Raw genomic sequence first — 14486 nt, forward strand, 5'->3', positions numbered from 1 at the left:
CATCCGTCCCGCTGCCGGCGGGGTGGCCGGCGATCTCGCCGGGCCGGCGCGGGCCCCCGGATGCGGCGGAGACGTCTCACTCGGCTTCATCGGGCCGAGGGGGCGTCGCCACCGTTGCGGAGAGTGGCCTCGATGCCGTCGAGAAGCAGGGCCAGCCCGTCCTCGAACGCGGCAGGTCCATCCGGCGAGCCTCCGTCGCGGATGGCGGCCAGCAGCGTGGGGGTCGCCTGAGCTTGGTCGAGGTCGCTCGGTGAGGGCTTCTCCCGTTGGCGGCGTGCCTGCTCCTCCAGGACGAAGCCGGTTATGTAGGAGCCGAGCGTGGTGATGGCGCGCATGGCCCGCACGGGCGGAACACGTCCTTATCGTTGCTAAGGAGAGCATGTGTCGTACACGCGTTCCACCAGGCTGCTGTTGTGCTGCGGCCTGATCGTCTCGGTGCTGTTCCCGGGGGTGATCCTCGTTGAGGGCGCGCTCCGTCCTGGATATGAGCCATTGCACCGCTTCGGCAGCGAGCTCTCCCTGGGTGAGCGGGGATGGGTGCAGATCGCCAACTTCATCGTCGGCGGGCTGCTCGTCCTCGGGTTCGCCTTCGGCCTGCGGCGCGTGATGCGTCACGGCAGCGGATCGGTGGCTGCCTCCCTGCTGGCGGCCGTCTTCGGCGCGTGCCTGATCGTGGGCGGCGTCTTCGTCACCGACCCCAAGCCCGGATATCCCGTAGGCAGCACGGGAACGGCCGAGCCGACGGTGCACGGCTTGATCCACGACGGCAATCCCGTTCCGTTCTACCTGTCGCTGATCGCGCTCATGGGTGTGATGGCAAGGTACTTCGCCGCCGAGCCAGGAGGGCGGCCCTGGATGTGGTTCTGCGTCGCCACGGTGCTCGCGGTGCCGGTGACCTTCGCGATTGCCGCCGGATCGTACGACGCGGAGAGCCAGACGGGGATGTACCACGGGCTCTGGCAGCGCATCAATCTGGCCGTCAGCCTGGGCTGGTTCGGTGTGGTCGCGACGTGGTTCCTGCGCAGGCGTCCGAGGGACGTCCAGGACGCCTGAGTCCTGGTACGCGGCGATCCCATTAGGATGTTCATGGCATCGGAATGTTCCTAACATTTGAAGGGATCGTGATGGCGACTCGGCATCTGTACGCGGTGCGGCACGGCGCAGCCGACGCGTTCGGCAAGTTGACCGACGTGGGGGAGCGGCAGTCGCACCTGGTGGCGGATCGGCTCGCCAGCCTGCCCATCGATGCGGTGTGGCATTCGCCCCTGCCCCGGGCGGTGCGCTCGGCGCAGATCATCGGCGAGCACCTGGCGGCTCCCGTGCGCGAAGCGGCCGAGCTGGTCGACCACGTGCCACACGTGCCGGATGACATACCGCCGGCGTGGGCGGGCTTCTTCGACGGCTACGACGCCGCGGAGGCGGCCGCGGGCGCGAGGCTCGCGGATGCCCTGATCGACCGGTTCGCGCGCCCCGCCGAGACGGAGACCCACGAGGTCCTGGTCACGCATGCCTACCAGGTCGCCTGGCTGGTGCGGCAGGCCCTCGACGCACCGCCGGCCCGGTGGCTGGGATTGGGCTGCGGCAACACGGCGCTGACCGCGATCGACTATTACGACGGTGCCGCGCCGGCCGTGCTGTTCTACAACGACATGGGTCACCTTCCGGCCGACCTGCGCTGGACCGGATTCGGGCCGAGCGTCCGGCCGTGACAGGCGCAGCGCCGGAAGTCGCACGACAGCGGCTCCCGGCGGTCCCGGCGGTGTTCAGCCTCGGGGGACGCGGTGTGCTGGTGCCAGGCCGAGCCATTCAGGGTGCGGCGGCGTCCTGGGGCTGGGAGCGCAACCGGAACACGATGAGCACCACGCCCAGTGCGGGCCCGAGGCCCCAAGCCAGCGGGGCGACGGCGCCCATGAGCGCGGTGGAGCCGGTGAGCAGGCCGACCGCGCCGCCCAGGCTCAGCACGCCGGTGATCGCGAAGGTCATGCCGATGCCATGCCCCCGGAAGGCCGGGGCCAGGAAGAGGCAGGCGAGGGAGAAGAACACGCCCCAGCCGAGCAGTTCGAGCGCGAAGGTCAGCGACGGCCATCCGTAGGGCTCGAACCACTCCAGGCCCTCGGTCCGGCCGAGGCCGGGGCTCTGCGCGACCAGAGTCAGCGCCACGAACCGGTTGGCGCACGTGCACACGGCACACAGCACGACGAACACCAGTGAGGCGAGCGTGTAGACCTGCCTGGCGGCCGGGGTGGCGAGGTGGACGGCGCACCACAGGGGCACCATGACCAGCCCTCCGAGCATCATGATCACGTGAAAGGCCGTGCGGAAGGGGTCCTGCGGCGGGAACGGCAGCCCTTGGGCCGTCATTACCGCGAGAGCGGCCGTGTAGGCCACCAGCAGGGTGACGAAGCCACCGCCCGCCCACGTGCCCACGGATACGACTGACGTCCTGTTTCTCATGGCCCTGCCTCCGACGAGTGGCGTAGATTGTTCACCATAGTGGTGAAAAATCTACGCCACTATAGGGTTGTCGCCGACATACCGCAGCGCAACAGGGAGACGGAGGCGATGGGGGAGCACCACAGGAGGCCCACGCCGGCGGGCATCGAGCTGGCCTGGCACGCCTCCCGCGCCCGGGAGCGCGGTGAGCCGCCCAGGCCCGGCCCTCGGCGAGGGCTCAGCCTGGAGCGGATCGTCGAGGCCGCGATCAACCTCGCCGACCGCGAAGGGCTCGGGGCGGTGTCGCTGGCGCGCGTCGCCGCCGCGCTCGGCACCGTGACGACCTCGCTGTACCGGCATGTCCGTTCCAAGGACGACCTCGTCGTGGTGATGCGCGATGCCGCCGCCGCGCCCCCGGCCGGCCTGCCGGACCCCGACCCCGCACGGTGGCGGGAGTCCCTGGCCGCCACCGCCTGGCAAATCTACGACCTCTTCCGGCGCCACCCCTGGGTCCTCCAGGTGCCCGCGTTCGGCCCGCCGGACACGCCGAACGACCTGCTGTGGGGCGAGCGCATGCTCAAGGCTCTATCGGGGACCAGGCTGAGCCCGCACGACCGGCTGCGCGCCGTCACCCTGATTTTCGGATACGTTCGCGAGCAGGCCAGGCTCACCCTCGATCCGGTCATCTCCGACGGCGGCGAGGCCGCGGCCGGCGACTACTTCGGCTTCCTCGCGACGGTCATGACGCCGGACCGCTATCCGCTGTTCTGCGGCCTGTTCGCCGACGCGGCCGGCGCCGCTTCCATCGGCTACACCGACGAGGACTTCCGGTTCGGCCTGGACCGCATTCTGGCCGGGCTGGCCGAGCTCAACCACGCGGGCGGCTGATCCTGGCAGGCCACCGTCCGGCTACGACAAGCGGCTACGGGCCTGCCGTCGGGCTGGACAAGCGGACCGTCGGCGTGCTCGCCCGACGACTGCTGGACCGTGGATTGCACCATCCGCGTCGCCCAGCGCGTTCTCGCGCCGGCGGCGGCGATCTGGCGAAACAACGCGACCAACGCCCCGATCACCCGGTCACTGATCGCCTACGACCCTTGACCGGAGATCGGACTTGCTCGTGCAGTCGTGACGGAGGATGGCGTGGGCGGCGGTGAGGCGTTCGGCCTCCTCGCGTTCGGAGCGGTCGCCCGACACGTCGTCCGCCCAGGCGAGGAGCCGGCGCAGGTGGGCGTCGGCCGCGTCCGTCGAGACGGGAGGGCTGCCGAGGGCGACCTCGCCGCTGGTCCCGTCGATGGTGACGAGGGTGCCTTCGCTGACGGTGTGCCCATCGGCCCTCCACGAGGCGGCGGCGACGTCGACGACGAGGCCGGTGACGCCGACGACGGCCGGCTTTCCCATCGCCCGTGCGACGACCGCGGCGTGGCTGGCCGACCCGCCGCGCGCGGTGACGATGCCCGTGGCGGCGGCCAGGCCGCGCATGTCGTGCGGGGACGTCTCCGGGCGCACCAGGATGACCGGGCCGTCGGCGGCCATGCGCACCGCCGCTTCAGCCGTGGTCGCCACCTTGCCGGCCGCTACACCGGGACAGGCCCCCACTCCGCGGACGACGATGTCAGCCTTCGCCGATGCCGCCATGCGGGGCGTGCGGGCGTGCCGCAGATGGTGTGGCGAGACCCTGAGCAGCGCTTCTCGCCGCGTGATGAGGCGCTCGTCGGCGAGTTCGGTCGCGACGCGAACGGCGGCGCCTCCGACGAACCGGCCGGGCCGGACCTGCAACAGCCACAGCTCGCCGGCCTGGAAGGTGAACTCGACGTAGCACGCATCGCGGTAGTGCCCCTCGACCCGGCGCAGGGCTTCCGTCAGGGCGCTCCACACGGCCGGTTCCCGGCCGGCCAGTTCGTGCAGGGGGCGGGTCGATGACCGGCCCGAGACGACGTCTTCGCCCTGGCGCCCGAACAGGACGTCGCCGTACGGGACGTTCTCCCCGGTGTTGGGGTCACGGCTGAAGGCGACTCCGGTGCCGCTGCGGTCGTCACGGTTCCCGTACACCATCGCCTGCACGATCACTGCTGTGCCGAGATCGTGCGGAATGTCATGCAGTTCGCGGTACGTACGCGCCCGAGGTGCGTCCCACGACGAGAAGACGGTCTCGATCGCCAGCTCCAGCTGCTCGACCGCGCCGTCAGGGATCGACCGGCCGACTCGTTGCCGGATACGCTCCTCGACCGCTTCGATCAGCTGTGCGTCCCCGTCGCCCGGGGCTCCGCCGGAATCGGCGGCCGCTCCCATGACGTCGGTGTCCGTGATCGCGGACGCGAAGCTCGACAGGAACCGCAGCCGCGAGTTCAGCGCGAACCGGGCGTCGCCGGTCTCGGCGGCCAAACCCGCTGACGCTTCCGTCGTGAGCCCGAGATTCAGGACGGTGTTCATCATGCCGGGCATCGACACGCTCGCCCCGGAGCGTACCGACACGGCCAACGGCGCCTGAGCTCCGCCGAACCTGCGTCCGGTCGCGGCCTCCAGGCCGGTCATGGCGATCGCGAGCTCCTCGTCCAGTCCGGCGGGAAGACGGCCCTCGCGCATGAACGCCCGGCATGCCTCGACGGTGACGACGAACCCGGCGGGCACCGGCAACCCCAGACGGTGCAGGACCACGAGGCCGTGCGCCTTGGCGCCCAGAACCTCCGCAGGCTCCTCGGCCCGCGCGGAGAGCGGCCGGATCCACCTCACCGGGGGATCCCGAGCGTCGCGAGCAGGTCCTCGTGAAGCTGGGCCCACACGGTGTGGTACGAGGCGGCGACGTGGTCGGCCACGTACTCGAGCTCGCCCGAGTGGGCACGGTCGAGGGCTTCGGTCAGGCGGGTTCGATAACGGCCTAAGCGCGGCAACGCCGCGGCCAGTTCGGCGCAGACGACCGCGGCCCGCTGGTCCAGGGCGGAGAACCGGTCGAGCACGCGAGTGTCGTACGCGGCGTCGCTGTGGTCGTTGACGATCATCACACCGTCGACGGGCCTCAGCTGCCAGGCCGTGCAGAGATCGAGCAGTTCCGGGTTCAGTACGAGAAAGCGCTCGTAGGCCGCGGTGACAGCGGGACGCGCGCCACCTGATTCGAGCTCGTCGGTGATCCACTCGGCGTCGGCGACCCGGCCGGCATCCGTCAGGCCCCACACGTCGAACCCGCCGGACAGATGCGTGACGAGACCGGCGACCGCGAGATCGATCAGCTCGGACTCGACCTCGGACTCGTCCATGCCCGTGGCCGCGGCCACACGGGTGAGGCCAGCATGGCCGACACAGCGCAGTGCATGGAGCACCAGCAGCCCGGCGTCGGTGCGGCGAGGTGCGGGCCGGCTCGCGTCATCGCCCTTCGCGACCGGGCGCCGTGCCGGGTCGCCGGGTGCGGGCCGGCTCATGGCGCGGCCCTTCGCGACCGCGCGCCGTGTGCGGCGTCGGCTGCCGTCGCGGCTCCGTCCACCGCGACCCGGGTCCGTGCCCGTGAGCCCCGCTCGACGGGCTCCCGCCTCGCGGCCGATGCGCGTCCGCGCGCCTGCCGGACCCGTGCCGGCCGTGTCTCCACCACTTCTTCCCACCAGAACATGATTGGGATGCTCTCATAATCCGAATGTTGTTGTCATTCGAAGGGCGTCGCGACAAGCGCTTCGTCAACGCCCTGAGCCGGAGCACTCCCGCGGGGCGGGCAGACTGGAAGGCGTGCCATCCACCCCGCCTGACGGCGATCCCGCGCCCGCCACGGGCGAGCTGCCCGCGAGCGCCCTGAGCGGGCTCGGCGAGCGTCCGTTCGGCTTCTACGTGCACGTGCCGTTCTGCGTCACCCGCTGCGGCTACTGCGACTTCAACACCTACACCGCCGCCGAGCTCGGCCCCGGTGCCTCCCACCGCGACTACGCCGACACGGTCGTCGAGGAGATCCGGCTCGCGCGCCGCGTCCTGGGCACGGCCGAGCTGCCGGTGGAGACGGTGTTCTTCGGCGGGGGAACCCCCACTCTGCTTCCTCCGGAAGACCTGGCCAGGATCCTTGGCGCGATCGGCTCGGAGTTCGGGCTGCGGCCGGGGGCCGAGGTGACGACCGAGGCCAACCCGGAGTCCGTCACCCCGTCCTCCCTCGACAAACTCCGCCACGGCGGGTTCAACCGGGTCAGCTTCGGCATGCAGAGCGTCCGCGAGCACGTGCTCCAGGTGCTCGACCGCGGGCACACGCCGGGGCGGGCCGCCGCGGCCGTGAAGGAGGCGCGGGCGGCCGGGTTCGAGCACGTCAACCTCGACCTGATCTACAGCACGCCCGGCGAGTCCGACGACGACTGGAGGGCCTCGCTGGACGCGGCGATCGAGGCCGGGCCCGACCACGTGTCGGCGTACTCGCTGATCGTCGAGGACGGCACCAGGCTGGCGGCCAGGATCCGGCGGGGCGAGCTGCCGATGCCCGACGACGACGTGGCCGCCGACCGCTACCTGATCGCCGACGAGATGTTGTCGCAGGCAGGTCTCCACTGGTACGAGGTGTCCAACTGGGCCACCTCCGACGCGGCGCGCTGCCGGCACAACCTGCTCTACTGGACCGGCGGAGACTGGTGGGCCGCCGGTCCGGGCGCGCACAGCCACGTCGGCGGCACCCGCTGGTGGAACGTCAAACACCCGGCCGCCTACGCCCAGCGGCTGGCCGGCGGCGCCTCGCCCGCGCATGCCCGCGAGGTGCTGGACACCGATGACCGCGACGCCGAGCGCCTGATGCTGGAGCTGCGGCTGGCGTCCGGCTACCCGCTCGCCGAGGTCGCGCCCGCCGCGCGTCCCGCTGTGGCGAGCGCGCTGGCGCGGGGGCTGCTCGAGCCCGGGCCGTTCAGGTCGGGGCTGATGGTGCTCACCCTCCAGGGCCGGCTGCTGGCCGACGCCCTCATCAGGGATCTGCTCGTCTAGGTGATCATGCGGATGGCGAACGGATAGCGGTACATCTGCCCCTTGTTCGTGGCCATCGCCGCCTGGATGTGGAAGATCAACGACACGATCCAGACCACCGGCAGCAGCAGGATGCCGACGAAGACGATCATCAGGATGCTCGAGACGAGATAGCCGATGAACATCGTGATCTGGAAGTTGAGCGCCTCGGCCGCCTGGTCCCGCACGTACGGCGACTCGTCCTTCTTCATGAGGTAGATGACCAGCGGACCGATCCAGGAGGCCAGCAGGCCCAGCAGGTGCGCGATCATCGCCAGCGAGGTGTCGTCGGTGCCCGGGCGAGGGCCGAAACGGCCGGGGACGTACGGCTCGTGCGGGCCCCGGGGGTAGGCGTAGCCGGGCGGGGGAGAGCCGTATCCCGGGGCCTGGCCCTGGCCGGGCGGTGGTGCGTAACCGGGAGGCGGACCGTAGCCGGGCGGCTGGGGTCCGTAGATCGGCTCGGAGTCGGGCATCCGGCCGTAGGGCTGCTCGCCGTAGGCGGGCTCGGACCCGGGTTGCGGGCCGTACCCTGGCTGGGCGCCGTACCCGGGCCGGCCCGTATAGCCGGGCTGCCCGCCGTAGCCGGGCTGGGAACCGGGTTGCTGGGCGTATCCGGGTTGGCCGCCGTAGCCGGGCTGGGATTGCGGTTGGGAACCGTAGCCGGGGTGGCCGCCGTATGCGGGTTGGGATCCTGGTTGGGGGCCGTAGCCGGGTTGGGAGGCCTGCTGAGGGCCGTAGCCGGGGTGGGAGCCGGGTTGGCCGCCGTAACCCGGGTGGTGGCCGGGGGCCGGGGGCTGAGGGCCGGAGCCGTGGTCCGGCTGGAGGTCCGACGCGGGCACCTTGCGGGTGCGTTCGTCGTCAGGCGGCGGCTGGGGATCCTGGCTCATGATGCCTCCGTCACGAAGTCGATCAGTTCTTCGACCCGGCCGAGCAGCTCCGGCTCCAGGTCGGTGTAGCTCGAGACGGCGCCGAGGATGCGCCGCCATGCCTGCGCGGGCTCCATGCGCCAGCCCAGGGCCGCGATCACGCCTTCCTTCCACGGCACGCCGCGCGGCACGTCGGGCCAGCCGGGGATGCGCAGCACGGACGGTTTGACCGCCTGCCAGATGTCGACGTAGGGGTGCCCCACGACGAGCACGTCCGGTGAGGTGATCTCGGCGGCGATCCGGCTCTCCTTGGAACCGGGCACGAGGTGGTCGACCAGCACCCCGAGACGGCGGCCAGGCTCGGGACCGAACTCCGCCACGATGGCGGGAAGATCGTCCACGCCCTCCAGGTATTCGACCACGACCCCTTCGACCCGCAGGTCGTGACCCCAGATCTTCTCCACGAGGGCAGCGTCGTGCACACCCTCCACGTAGATCCGGCTCTCCCTGGCCACCCTGGCCCGCAGCCCCTGGACGGCGATCGAGCCCGACGCGCTGCGTCTGGTGCCCGCGGGGGCCGCCGCCGGGCGCACGAGTGTCACGGGCTTGCCCTCGAGCAGGAACGCCGCGGGCGCGAGCGGGAACAACCGGCGCTTGCCGAACCGGTCTTCGAGCGTGACGGCCTCCTTGTCACAGGCCACCACCGCGCCGCAGAAGCCGCTGTCGGCATCTTCCACGACGAGCTCCAGCTCGGCGGGCACTTTCGGGATCTTCCCCTTGCCCGGCCGACGCCAATTCCCCGCCAGTACATCGCCCTCGTACACACGGGGACGGTAGCAAATCACCCGCCGACCGCGCCGACCGCAAGGCGCCTGCGCGACGCACCCCGGCCCGCCAGGACGACGGCCGTGCCGATGACCGCGGCGAGCAGTCCCGCGCCGCCGACCTGCAACGGGGCGGTCGTCCCCCCGCCCGTGGAGGAGGCGTCCTTCCCGACGCCGTACCGTACGGTGGCCTGCTCCTGGTGGGTGCAGATCAGCTGGTAGTCGCCCCTGGCGGGCGCGTTGATGACGAGGAACTGCTGCCAGACCGTGCCGCCCTCCGTGACCCTCGGGAGGCCCGTGGTCTTGGCCAGCCTGGCCGGTCCGGAGATCTCGCACGCGTAGTGGACGGCCGTGTCGCTGGCGATGTAGACGGCCGGCCTGTCCGCGGGGTCGATCGGCACCGTGACGCTTTCGCCGGACGCGAACGCCTTGGTCGGCGCCAGGCCGGACGCGTCGGCCCCGCCGCCGAACATGACGGCGGCGGTGATCAGGCACACGACGGCCACGCCCCAGACGGCTCCGAGCCACCACAGGGGCGGCGTCACGGCCTTCGGGTCGATGCGGGGCGGGAACTGGGGTTGCCCGCCATGAGGTCCGTACCGCGGCTGCGGGCCGTACTGGGGTTGCTGCGCGTACGGCCCGGGCTGGCTGTGGTGCGGTTGTCGCGCGTACGGCCCGCTGTGGTACGGCGGTTGCCCGTGGGGCGAAGGCTGACCGTAGCCCGAGGGCTGATCATAGGGTGGCGATGGATGCCCGAACTGAGGCGGTGGACTGTAACCAGGCTGTGAGCCCGCCTGAGGCTCGTAGCCGGGTTGTGAGCCCGGCTGAGGGCCGTAGCCCGGCTGGGAGCCCGGTCGCGGGCCGTACTGCGGGGGTTGGGGCTGACCTTGGTCGGGATCCTGCCCTGGCGGCTGGTCGGACGACGGGGGCTGGGAATCGTCGGTCATGTGCGCAAGTGTGAGGCCTGTCCCTTCCCGGAAGCTAGAAGCAGGACGGGACACGGTGTTATCGCACCTTGTGGGCGAGAGCCGTACACTTGGCACTCGGGAACACAGAGTGCTAGAGCCTGTGTCTTCCCCGTGGCACGAGGGCAGGAGGTGAGCGCGTGCTTGACGAACGGAAGCTGGCGGTGCTCCGCGCCATTGTCGAAGACTACGTGTCGACCAACGAACCGGTGGGCTCCAAAGCGCTGGCCGATCGCCACAATCTGAAGGTCTCCCCGGCGACCGTCAGGAACGACATGGCGGCGCTGGAGGAGGAGGGATACATCACGCAGCCGCACACCAGCGCGGGCCGGGTGCCGACGGACAAGGGCTATCGCCTGTTCGTCGATCGGCTCTCGCAGGTCAAGCCGCTGTCGGGGGCCGAGCGCCGGGCGATCGAGACGTTCCTGGCCGGCGCGGTCGACCTCGACGACGTGGTGACCCGCACGGTTCGCCTGCTCGCGCAGCTGACCAGGCAGGTGGCGGTGGTGCAATACCCGACGCTGACCCGTTCGACGGTGCGGCACGTCGAGCTCGTCCCGCTGAACGACCGGCGGGTCATGCTCGTGCTGATCACCAACACCGGCCGCGTCGAGCAGCGCGTGATCGAGCTGCCCGAGGTGGTGGAGGAGGCGCGGATCGCGCACCTGCGCGCCGTGCTCAACTCCTGCCTCGACGGCTGCGGCCTGACCAGCGTGCCCGACCTGGTGGCCGACCTGCCTGAGCGGTTGCCCGCCGAAGACCGGCCCGCCGTGGCGACGATCCTGTCGGTGCTGCTCGAGACCCTCGTGGAGCGGCACGACGAGAAGATCGTGTTCGCCGGGGCGGCCAACCTCGCCGGCGCCGACTTCTCCACCGGCCTCCGCGACGTGCTGGAGGCGCTGGAAGAGCAGGTGGTGCTCATGCGGCTGCTCGGCGAGACCACGTCCGACACCCCGTCCACGCTCACCGTGCGCATCGGCTCGGAAAACCCCTACCTGCGGGGCACATCCATCGTCGCGACCGGATACGGTTCTGGCGACAACCAACTGGCCCGGCTCGGGGTGCTGGGACCCACGAGGATGGATTATCCAGTGACGATGGGCGCCGTGCGCGCGGTGGCACGCTACGTCAGCCAGATCCTGGCTGCATCTTAAGAGGTCGATAAGTGGCAAACAGCGACTATTACGCCACCCTCGGGGTGCGCCCTGACGCCAGTCAGGACGAGATCAAGAAGGCCTACCGCCGGCTCGCCCGCGAGCTGCATCCCGACATGAACCCCGATCCTGAGACTCAGGACAGGTTCAAGGAGATCACGCAGGCCTACGAGGTGCTGTCCGACCCGAACAAGCGCCAGATGTACGACCTGGGCGGCGACCCCTTCAGCGGCGCCGGAGCGGGTGCGGGCGCCGGAGCCGGCGGGTTCGGCGCGGGTTTCCCCTTCAGCGACATCATGGACGCCTTCTTCGGCACCGCGGCCGGCGCCAGGGGCCCCCGTTCGCGTGCCCGCAGGGGCCGCAACGCCACCATCAGGGTCGAGCTCGACCTGCGCGAGACCGCTTTCGGCACCACCCGCGAGCTGGTCGTCGACACGGCCGTGATCTGCGAGGTGTGCCAGGGCGCGGGCGCGGCGGCCGGCACCCACCCCAACACGTGCGACATGTGCAACGGGCGCGGCGAGATCTCCCAGGTCACCCGCTCGTTCCTGGGCCAGGTCATGACCTCGCGGCCGTGCCCGCAGTGCGGCGGGTTCGGCACCATCATCCGCAACCCCTGCCAGGAGTGCTCGGGCGACGGCCGGGTGCGCACCCGGCGGACGATCAAGGTCCGCATCCCCGCGGGCGTCGAGGACGGCACCCACATCCAGCTCGCCGGCGAGGGCGAGGTCGGTCCCGGAGGCGGCCCGCCCGGAGACCTGTTCCTCGAGATCGTCGAGCGGCCTCACGAGATCTTCGAACGGCGCGGCGACGACCTCCACTGCACCGTGCAGATCCCGATGACGGCCGCCGCGCTGGGCACGGTGCTGACGGTGGAGACGCTCGACGGCGCCGAGGAGATCGACGTCCGCCCGGGCACCCAGTCAGGTCAGGTCATCACGATGTACGGGCGCGGCGTGCAGCGGCTCAACGAGTCCGGCAGGGGCGACCTGCTGATCCACGTCAACGTCGAGACGCCGACCCGCCTCGACACGGCGCAGGAGGAGCTGCTGCGCGAGCTGTCCAGGCAGCGCGGCGAGGAGCGTCCTCCCGGCAAGTTCGCCCCCGGGCAGCAGAGCTTCTTCTCCCGGCTGCGCGACGCCTTCAACGGCAGGTGACGTGACCGTCCCCGTCTTCCTGTCGCGGGAGCTGGACGGCACGGAGCTGACGCTCGACGGCCCGGAGGGGCGCCACGCGGCCTCGGTCAGGCGCCTGCGGGCCGGCGAGCGGGTCGACCTGACCGACGGCGCCGGCTCCGTCGCCGAGTGCGTCGTACGCGAGGTGCTGAAGGACGCGCTCAGGCTCGACGTGATCGGCCGGCACACCGTCGAGCCGCCCGGCCGGCGGCTGGTCGTCGTCCAGGGGCTGCCCAAGGGCGACAGGGGCGAGCTGGCGGTCGAGATGATGACCGAGGCGGGCGTCGACGTGATCGTGCCGTGGTCGGCCGCCCGGAGCGTCACGCAGTGGAAGGGCGACAAGGTCGCCAAGGCGCTGGGGCGCTGGCGGTCCACGGCTCGTGAGTCGGGCAAGCAGGCCCGCAGGTTCCGCCTGCCCGAGGTCGCCGACCTCGCCTCCACCTCCCAGGTCGAGCGGCTGCTGTCGGAGGCGGCGCTGGGGCTGGTGCTGCACGAGGAGGCGGCCGAGCCGCTGTCGGGCGTGGAGTTGCCGGAGGGCGGCGACATCGTGGTGGTCGTGGGGCCTGAGGGCGGTGTCTCAGCGGACGAGCTCGACAGGTTCCGCGCGGCGCGGGCTGTGCCGGTGCTGCTGGGGCCCACGGTCCTGCGTACGTCCACGGCGGGCGTGGCGGCGGCGGCCGTGCTGATGACGCGTACGGGGCGCTGGTAGGGCCTCTGAGGGCCGTCAGGGCGCCGGCTGGGAGGCGTCGAGGAGCGGGCTGCTGCCGCCGGTGGGCGTCTCCTCCACGACGTCGCCAGGCGGGCACTCCTCCATCGGGCACGCCGTGGGCTCCATGGACGTCTCTTCCGGGGCGGGCGTCGGGCTGGGGGTGCTCGTGGGGCAGTCGGGCGCCGGCTCGGCCGGCACGACGGTCGCCGAAGGGCACGGGGTGGACGTGGGGCTGGACGAGGGCGACGGCGCCCTGGTCGAGTCGGCCGTCTTCGAGGCCCGCGGCGTCGGGGACTTCGACTCGGGCGGCACGAAGACGACCTCGGAGCGCGAGGGGACGGGTTTCTTCGGCGGGGGCTCGTGCGAGCGGGTGGTGGAGGAGTTGGACGGGACCTCGGAGGACTCGACACCGGCGGGCTGGACGGAGCTCTCCTCGGTGATCTGGGAGCGCAGCCCGGGAACCATCATCACGATCGTCCCCGCCACGAGCAGGGCACTGGCGGCGGCCGCCCCCGCGCGCCACCAGAACAGGTTACGAACGCCGCGCCGCTCGATGCGGGCACGGATGATCTCCAGTCCTTCCGGCGAGGGCACGACCGCATCCGCCTCCGCACGGAGCGCACGACGCAGCGCGTCGCCGTACTCGTCGGGGGGCTGGGTCATGACATTTTCTCCAGAACGGATCGCAACGCGGCCATGCCACGAGCGGTGTGGCTCTTGACCGCCCCCTTGCTGATGCCCATGGCGTGAGCGATCTCAGCTTCGGACAGATCACCGTAATAGCGTAGGACCAGTGCTTCTCTCTGTCGGGTCGGCAGGGCTCGTAACGCCTCGATGACGGCGGAGCGTTCCAGCTCGCCGATCGCGCCGTTCTCGGCGCTCGGGGCGTCAGGCAGGCCCTTGGGGGCGTATTTCTCGACGACCGCGCGGTGACGCAGCACGGAGCGGGACCGGTTGACGACGGATTGACGCAGGTAGGCGAGTGCTTTGTCGGGATCACGCAGCCTACGCCACGCGCCATGAATGGCGACGAACGCATCCTGCACGACTTCCTCGGCGGTTGCCATGTCGCGCACCAGCAACACAGCGAGACGCACCAACGACCGGAAATGCGCGCTGTAGAGCGCGGTAACGGCCATGTCGGCATCCCACCCGACCGGCACCGCCCCCATCGACCTGTCGGCCAGAAGGGTTTCGGTGGTCACATCAGTGGGACGCGCGGCCTTCCCAGAGGGTTTACGCTCTTCCGGTTCTTGAGGTTTCCCCGGTTCCTTAGGGTGCATTACCCAGTCGTGTTCCTCGCCAGGTGGCGCTCGCCCGACCCTGAATCGTGTTCTTTTTTGCTGAAGTGTCGCACACTCACCCTAACCGCGTGGATCTTCCTGCGCACGACACAGCTGATTACCG

At 71.0% G+C, this 14486-nt stretch carries 16 protein-coding genes and 1 pseudogene; 8 read left to right on the plus strand and 9 right to left on the minus strand.

The window, feature by feature from the left end:
* Positions 1-86: 86 nt before the first annotated feature.
* Positions 87-335: a TetR/AcrR family transcriptional regulator C-terminal domain-containing protein gene (locus ACTWPV_RS01565; protein ID WP_443150882.1), complete on the minus strand. Its 249-nt coding sequence runs from the start codon at positions 333-335 to the stop codon at positions 87-89.
* Between the two features lie 46 nt (positions 336-381).
* Here ACTWPV_RS01565 and ACTWPV_RS01570 point away from each other — a divergent pair, with 46 nt between their 5' ends.
* Together ACTWPV_RS01570 and ACTWPV_RS01575 are read left to right on the plus strand one after the other, a co-directional pair.
* Positions 382-1053, plus strand: a complete 672-nt coding sequence (locus tag ACTWPV_RS01570) for a DUF998 domain-containing protein (RefSeq protein WP_443150281.1) — start codon at positions 382-384, stop codon at positions 1051-1053.
* A gap of 71 nt (positions 1054-1124) precedes the next feature.
* Positions 1125-1709, plus strand: coding sequence for a histidine phosphatase family protein (locus tag ACTWPV_RS01575; protein ID WP_347641685.1), 585 nt, complete (start codon positions 1125-1127; stop codon positions 1707-1709).
* A 97-nt stretch (positions 1710-1806) separates the two neighbouring features.
* On the opposite strand, the gene ACTWPV_RS01580 is transcribed toward ACTWPV_RS01575, so the two are convergent.
* Complete coding sequence (locus tag ACTWPV_RS01580) at positions 1807-2427, minus strand: hypothetical protein (RefSeq protein WP_347641686.1); 621 nt, start codon at positions 2425-2427, stop codon at positions 1807-1809.
* 135 nt (positions 2428-2562) lie between these two features.
* Here ACTWPV_RS01580 and ACTWPV_RS01585 point away from each other — a divergent pair, with 135 nt between their 5' ends.
* Complete coding sequence (locus ACTWPV_RS01585; protein WP_347641687.1) at positions 2563-3321, plus strand: TetR/AcrR family transcriptional regulator; 759 nt, start codon at positions 2563-2565, stop codon at positions 3319-3321.
* Between the two features lie 111 nt (positions 3322-3432).
* A pseudogene (locus ACTWPV_RS01590) lies at positions 3433-3534 on the plus strand (IS982 family transposase); the annotation flags it as partial.
* Here ACTWPV_RS01590 and ACTWPV_RS01595 read toward each other — a convergent pair.
* Both ACTWPV_RS01595 and ACTWPV_RS01600 read right to left on the minus strand, forming a co-directional pair.
* On the minus strand, positions 3511-5166 hold the full coding sequence (locus ACTWPV_RS01595) for a pyruvate, phosphate dikinase (RefSeq protein WP_443150282.1): 1656 nt from the start codon (positions 5164-5166) through the stop codon (positions 3511-3513). The pseudogene ACTWPV_RS01590 and the gene ACTWPV_RS01595 overlap by 24 nt on opposite strands.
* Positions 5163-5849 carry a transcriptional regulator gene (locus tag ACTWPV_RS01600; RefSeq protein WP_443150283.1) on the minus strand — a complete coding sequence of 229 codons (687 nt, stop codon included), beginning with the start codon at positions 5847-5849 and terminating at the stop codon, positions 5163-5165. Before ACTWPV_RS01600 ends, ACTWPV_RS01595 begins: the two co-directional genes overlap by 4 nt.
* A gap of 298 nt (positions 5850-6147) precedes the next feature.
* On the opposite strand from ACTWPV_RS01600, the gene hemW reads away from it, so the two are divergent.
* Positions 6148-7368: a radical SAM family heme chaperone HemW gene (gene hemW, locus ACTWPV_RS01605; protein ID WP_347641690.1), complete on the plus strand. Its 1221-nt coding sequence runs from the start codon at positions 6148-6150 to the stop codon at positions 7366-7368.
* Here the strand turns inward: hemW and ACTWPV_RS01610 are convergent.
* The 3 genes from ACTWPV_RS01610 to ACTWPV_RS01620 are packed head-to-tail and all read right to left on the minus strand — an operon-like array spanning position 7365 to position 9621.
* Complete coding sequence (locus ACTWPV_RS01610) at positions 7365-8273, minus strand: DUF4870 domain-containing protein (RefSeq protein ID WP_443150284.1); 909 nt, start codon at positions 8271-8273, stop codon at positions 7365-7367. The two genes, hemW and ACTWPV_RS01610, sit on opposite strands and share 4 nt — an antisense overlap.
* Positions 8270-9076 (minus strand): DUF3097 domain-containing protein, encoded by an 807-nt coding sequence (locus ACTWPV_RS01615; RefSeq protein WP_347641693.1) that lies wholly within the window; start codon positions 9074-9076, stop codon positions 8270-8272. Before ACTWPV_RS01615 ends, ACTWPV_RS01610 begins: the two co-directional genes overlap by 4 nt.
* Positions 9077-9093: 17 nt before the next feature.
* On the minus strand, positions 9094-9621 hold the full coding sequence (locus tag ACTWPV_RS01620) for a hypothetical protein (RefSeq protein WP_443150285.1): 528 nt from the start codon (positions 9619-9621) through the stop codon (positions 9094-9096).
* A 560-nt stretch (positions 9622-10181) separates the two neighbouring features.
* Here ACTWPV_RS01620 and hrcA point away from each other — a divergent pair.
* The 3 genes from hrcA to ACTWPV_RS01635 are packed head-to-tail and all read left to right on the plus strand — an operon-like array spanning position 10182 to position 13079.
* The gene (gene hrcA, locus ACTWPV_RS01625; RefSeq protein WP_443150286.1) at positions 10182-11195 is read left to right on the plus strand and encodes a heat-inducible transcriptional repressor HrcA; all 1014 of its coding nucleotides are present in this window, start codon (positions 10182-10184) and stop codon (positions 11193-11195) included.
* 11 nt (positions 11196-11206) lie between these two features.
* Complete coding sequence (gene dnaJ / locus ACTWPV_RS01630; RefSeq protein ID WP_443150287.1) at positions 11207-12352, plus strand: molecular chaperone DnaJ; 1146 nt, start codon at positions 11207-11209, stop codon at positions 12350-12352.
* Between the two features lies 1 nt (position 12353).
* Entirely contained in the window at positions 12354-13079 is a 726-nt protein-coding gene (locus ACTWPV_RS01635; RefSeq protein WP_443150288.1) for a 16S rRNA (uracil(1498)-N(3))-methyltransferase, read from the plus strand.
* A 15-nt stretch (positions 13080-13094) separates the two neighbouring features.
* On the opposite strand, the gene ACTWPV_RS01640 is transcribed toward ACTWPV_RS01635, so the two are convergent.
* Both ACTWPV_RS01640 and ACTWPV_RS01645 read right to left on the minus strand, forming a co-directional pair.
* Positions 13095-13742, minus strand: coding sequence for a hypothetical protein (locus ACTWPV_RS01640; protein ID WP_443150289.1), 648 nt, complete (start codon positions 13740-13742; stop codon positions 13095-13097).
* On the minus strand, positions 13739-14251 hold the full coding sequence (locus tag ACTWPV_RS01645) for a SigE family RNA polymerase sigma factor (protein WP_049573205.1): 513 nt from the start codon (positions 14249-14251) through the stop codon (positions 13739-13741). Before ACTWPV_RS01645 ends, ACTWPV_RS01640 begins: the two co-directional genes overlap by 4 nt.
* Between the last annotated feature and the right edge of the window lie 235 nt (positions 14252-14486).

Origin of the sequence: Nonomuraea sp. KM88 (assembly GCF_052245635.1) — a bacterium.
In the GTDB taxonomy this organism is placed as follows: Bacteria; Actinomycetota; Actinomycetes; order Streptosporangiales; family Streptosporangiaceae; genus Nonomuraea.

Excerpts from the sequence above, each read along its gene's own strand:
- ACTWPV_RS01640 (WP_443150289.1), bottom strand. The coding sequence starts at position 13,742 with ATGACCCAGCCCCCCGACGAGTACGGCGACGCGCTGCGTCGTGCGCTC.
- ACTWPV_RS01610 (WP_443150284.1), bottom strand. The coding sequence starts at position 8,273 with ATGAGCCAGGATCCCCAGCCGCCGCCTGACGACGAACGCACCCGCAAG.
- ACTWPV_RS01600 (WP_443150283.1), bottom strand. The coding sequence starts at position 5,849 with ATGAGCCGGCCCGCACCCGGCGACCCGGCACGGCGCCCGGTCGCGAAG.
- ACTWPV_RS01575 (WP_347641685.1), top strand. The coding sequence starts at position 1,125 with ATGGCGACTCGGCATCTGTACGCGGTGCGGCACGGCGCAGCCGACGCG.
- ACTWPV_RS01565 (WP_443150882.1), bottom strand. The coding sequence starts at position 335 with ATGCGCGCCATCACCACGCTCGGCTCCTACATAACCGGCTTCGTCCTG.
- ACTWPV_RS01585 (WP_347641687.1), top strand. The coding sequence starts at position 2,563 with ATGGGGGAGCACCACAGGAGGCCCACGCCGGCGGGCATCGAGCTGGCC.
- ACTWPV_RS01645 (WP_049573205.1), bottom strand. The coding sequence starts at position 14,251 with ATGGGGGCGGTGCCGGTCGGGTGGGATGCCGACATGGCCGTTACCGCG.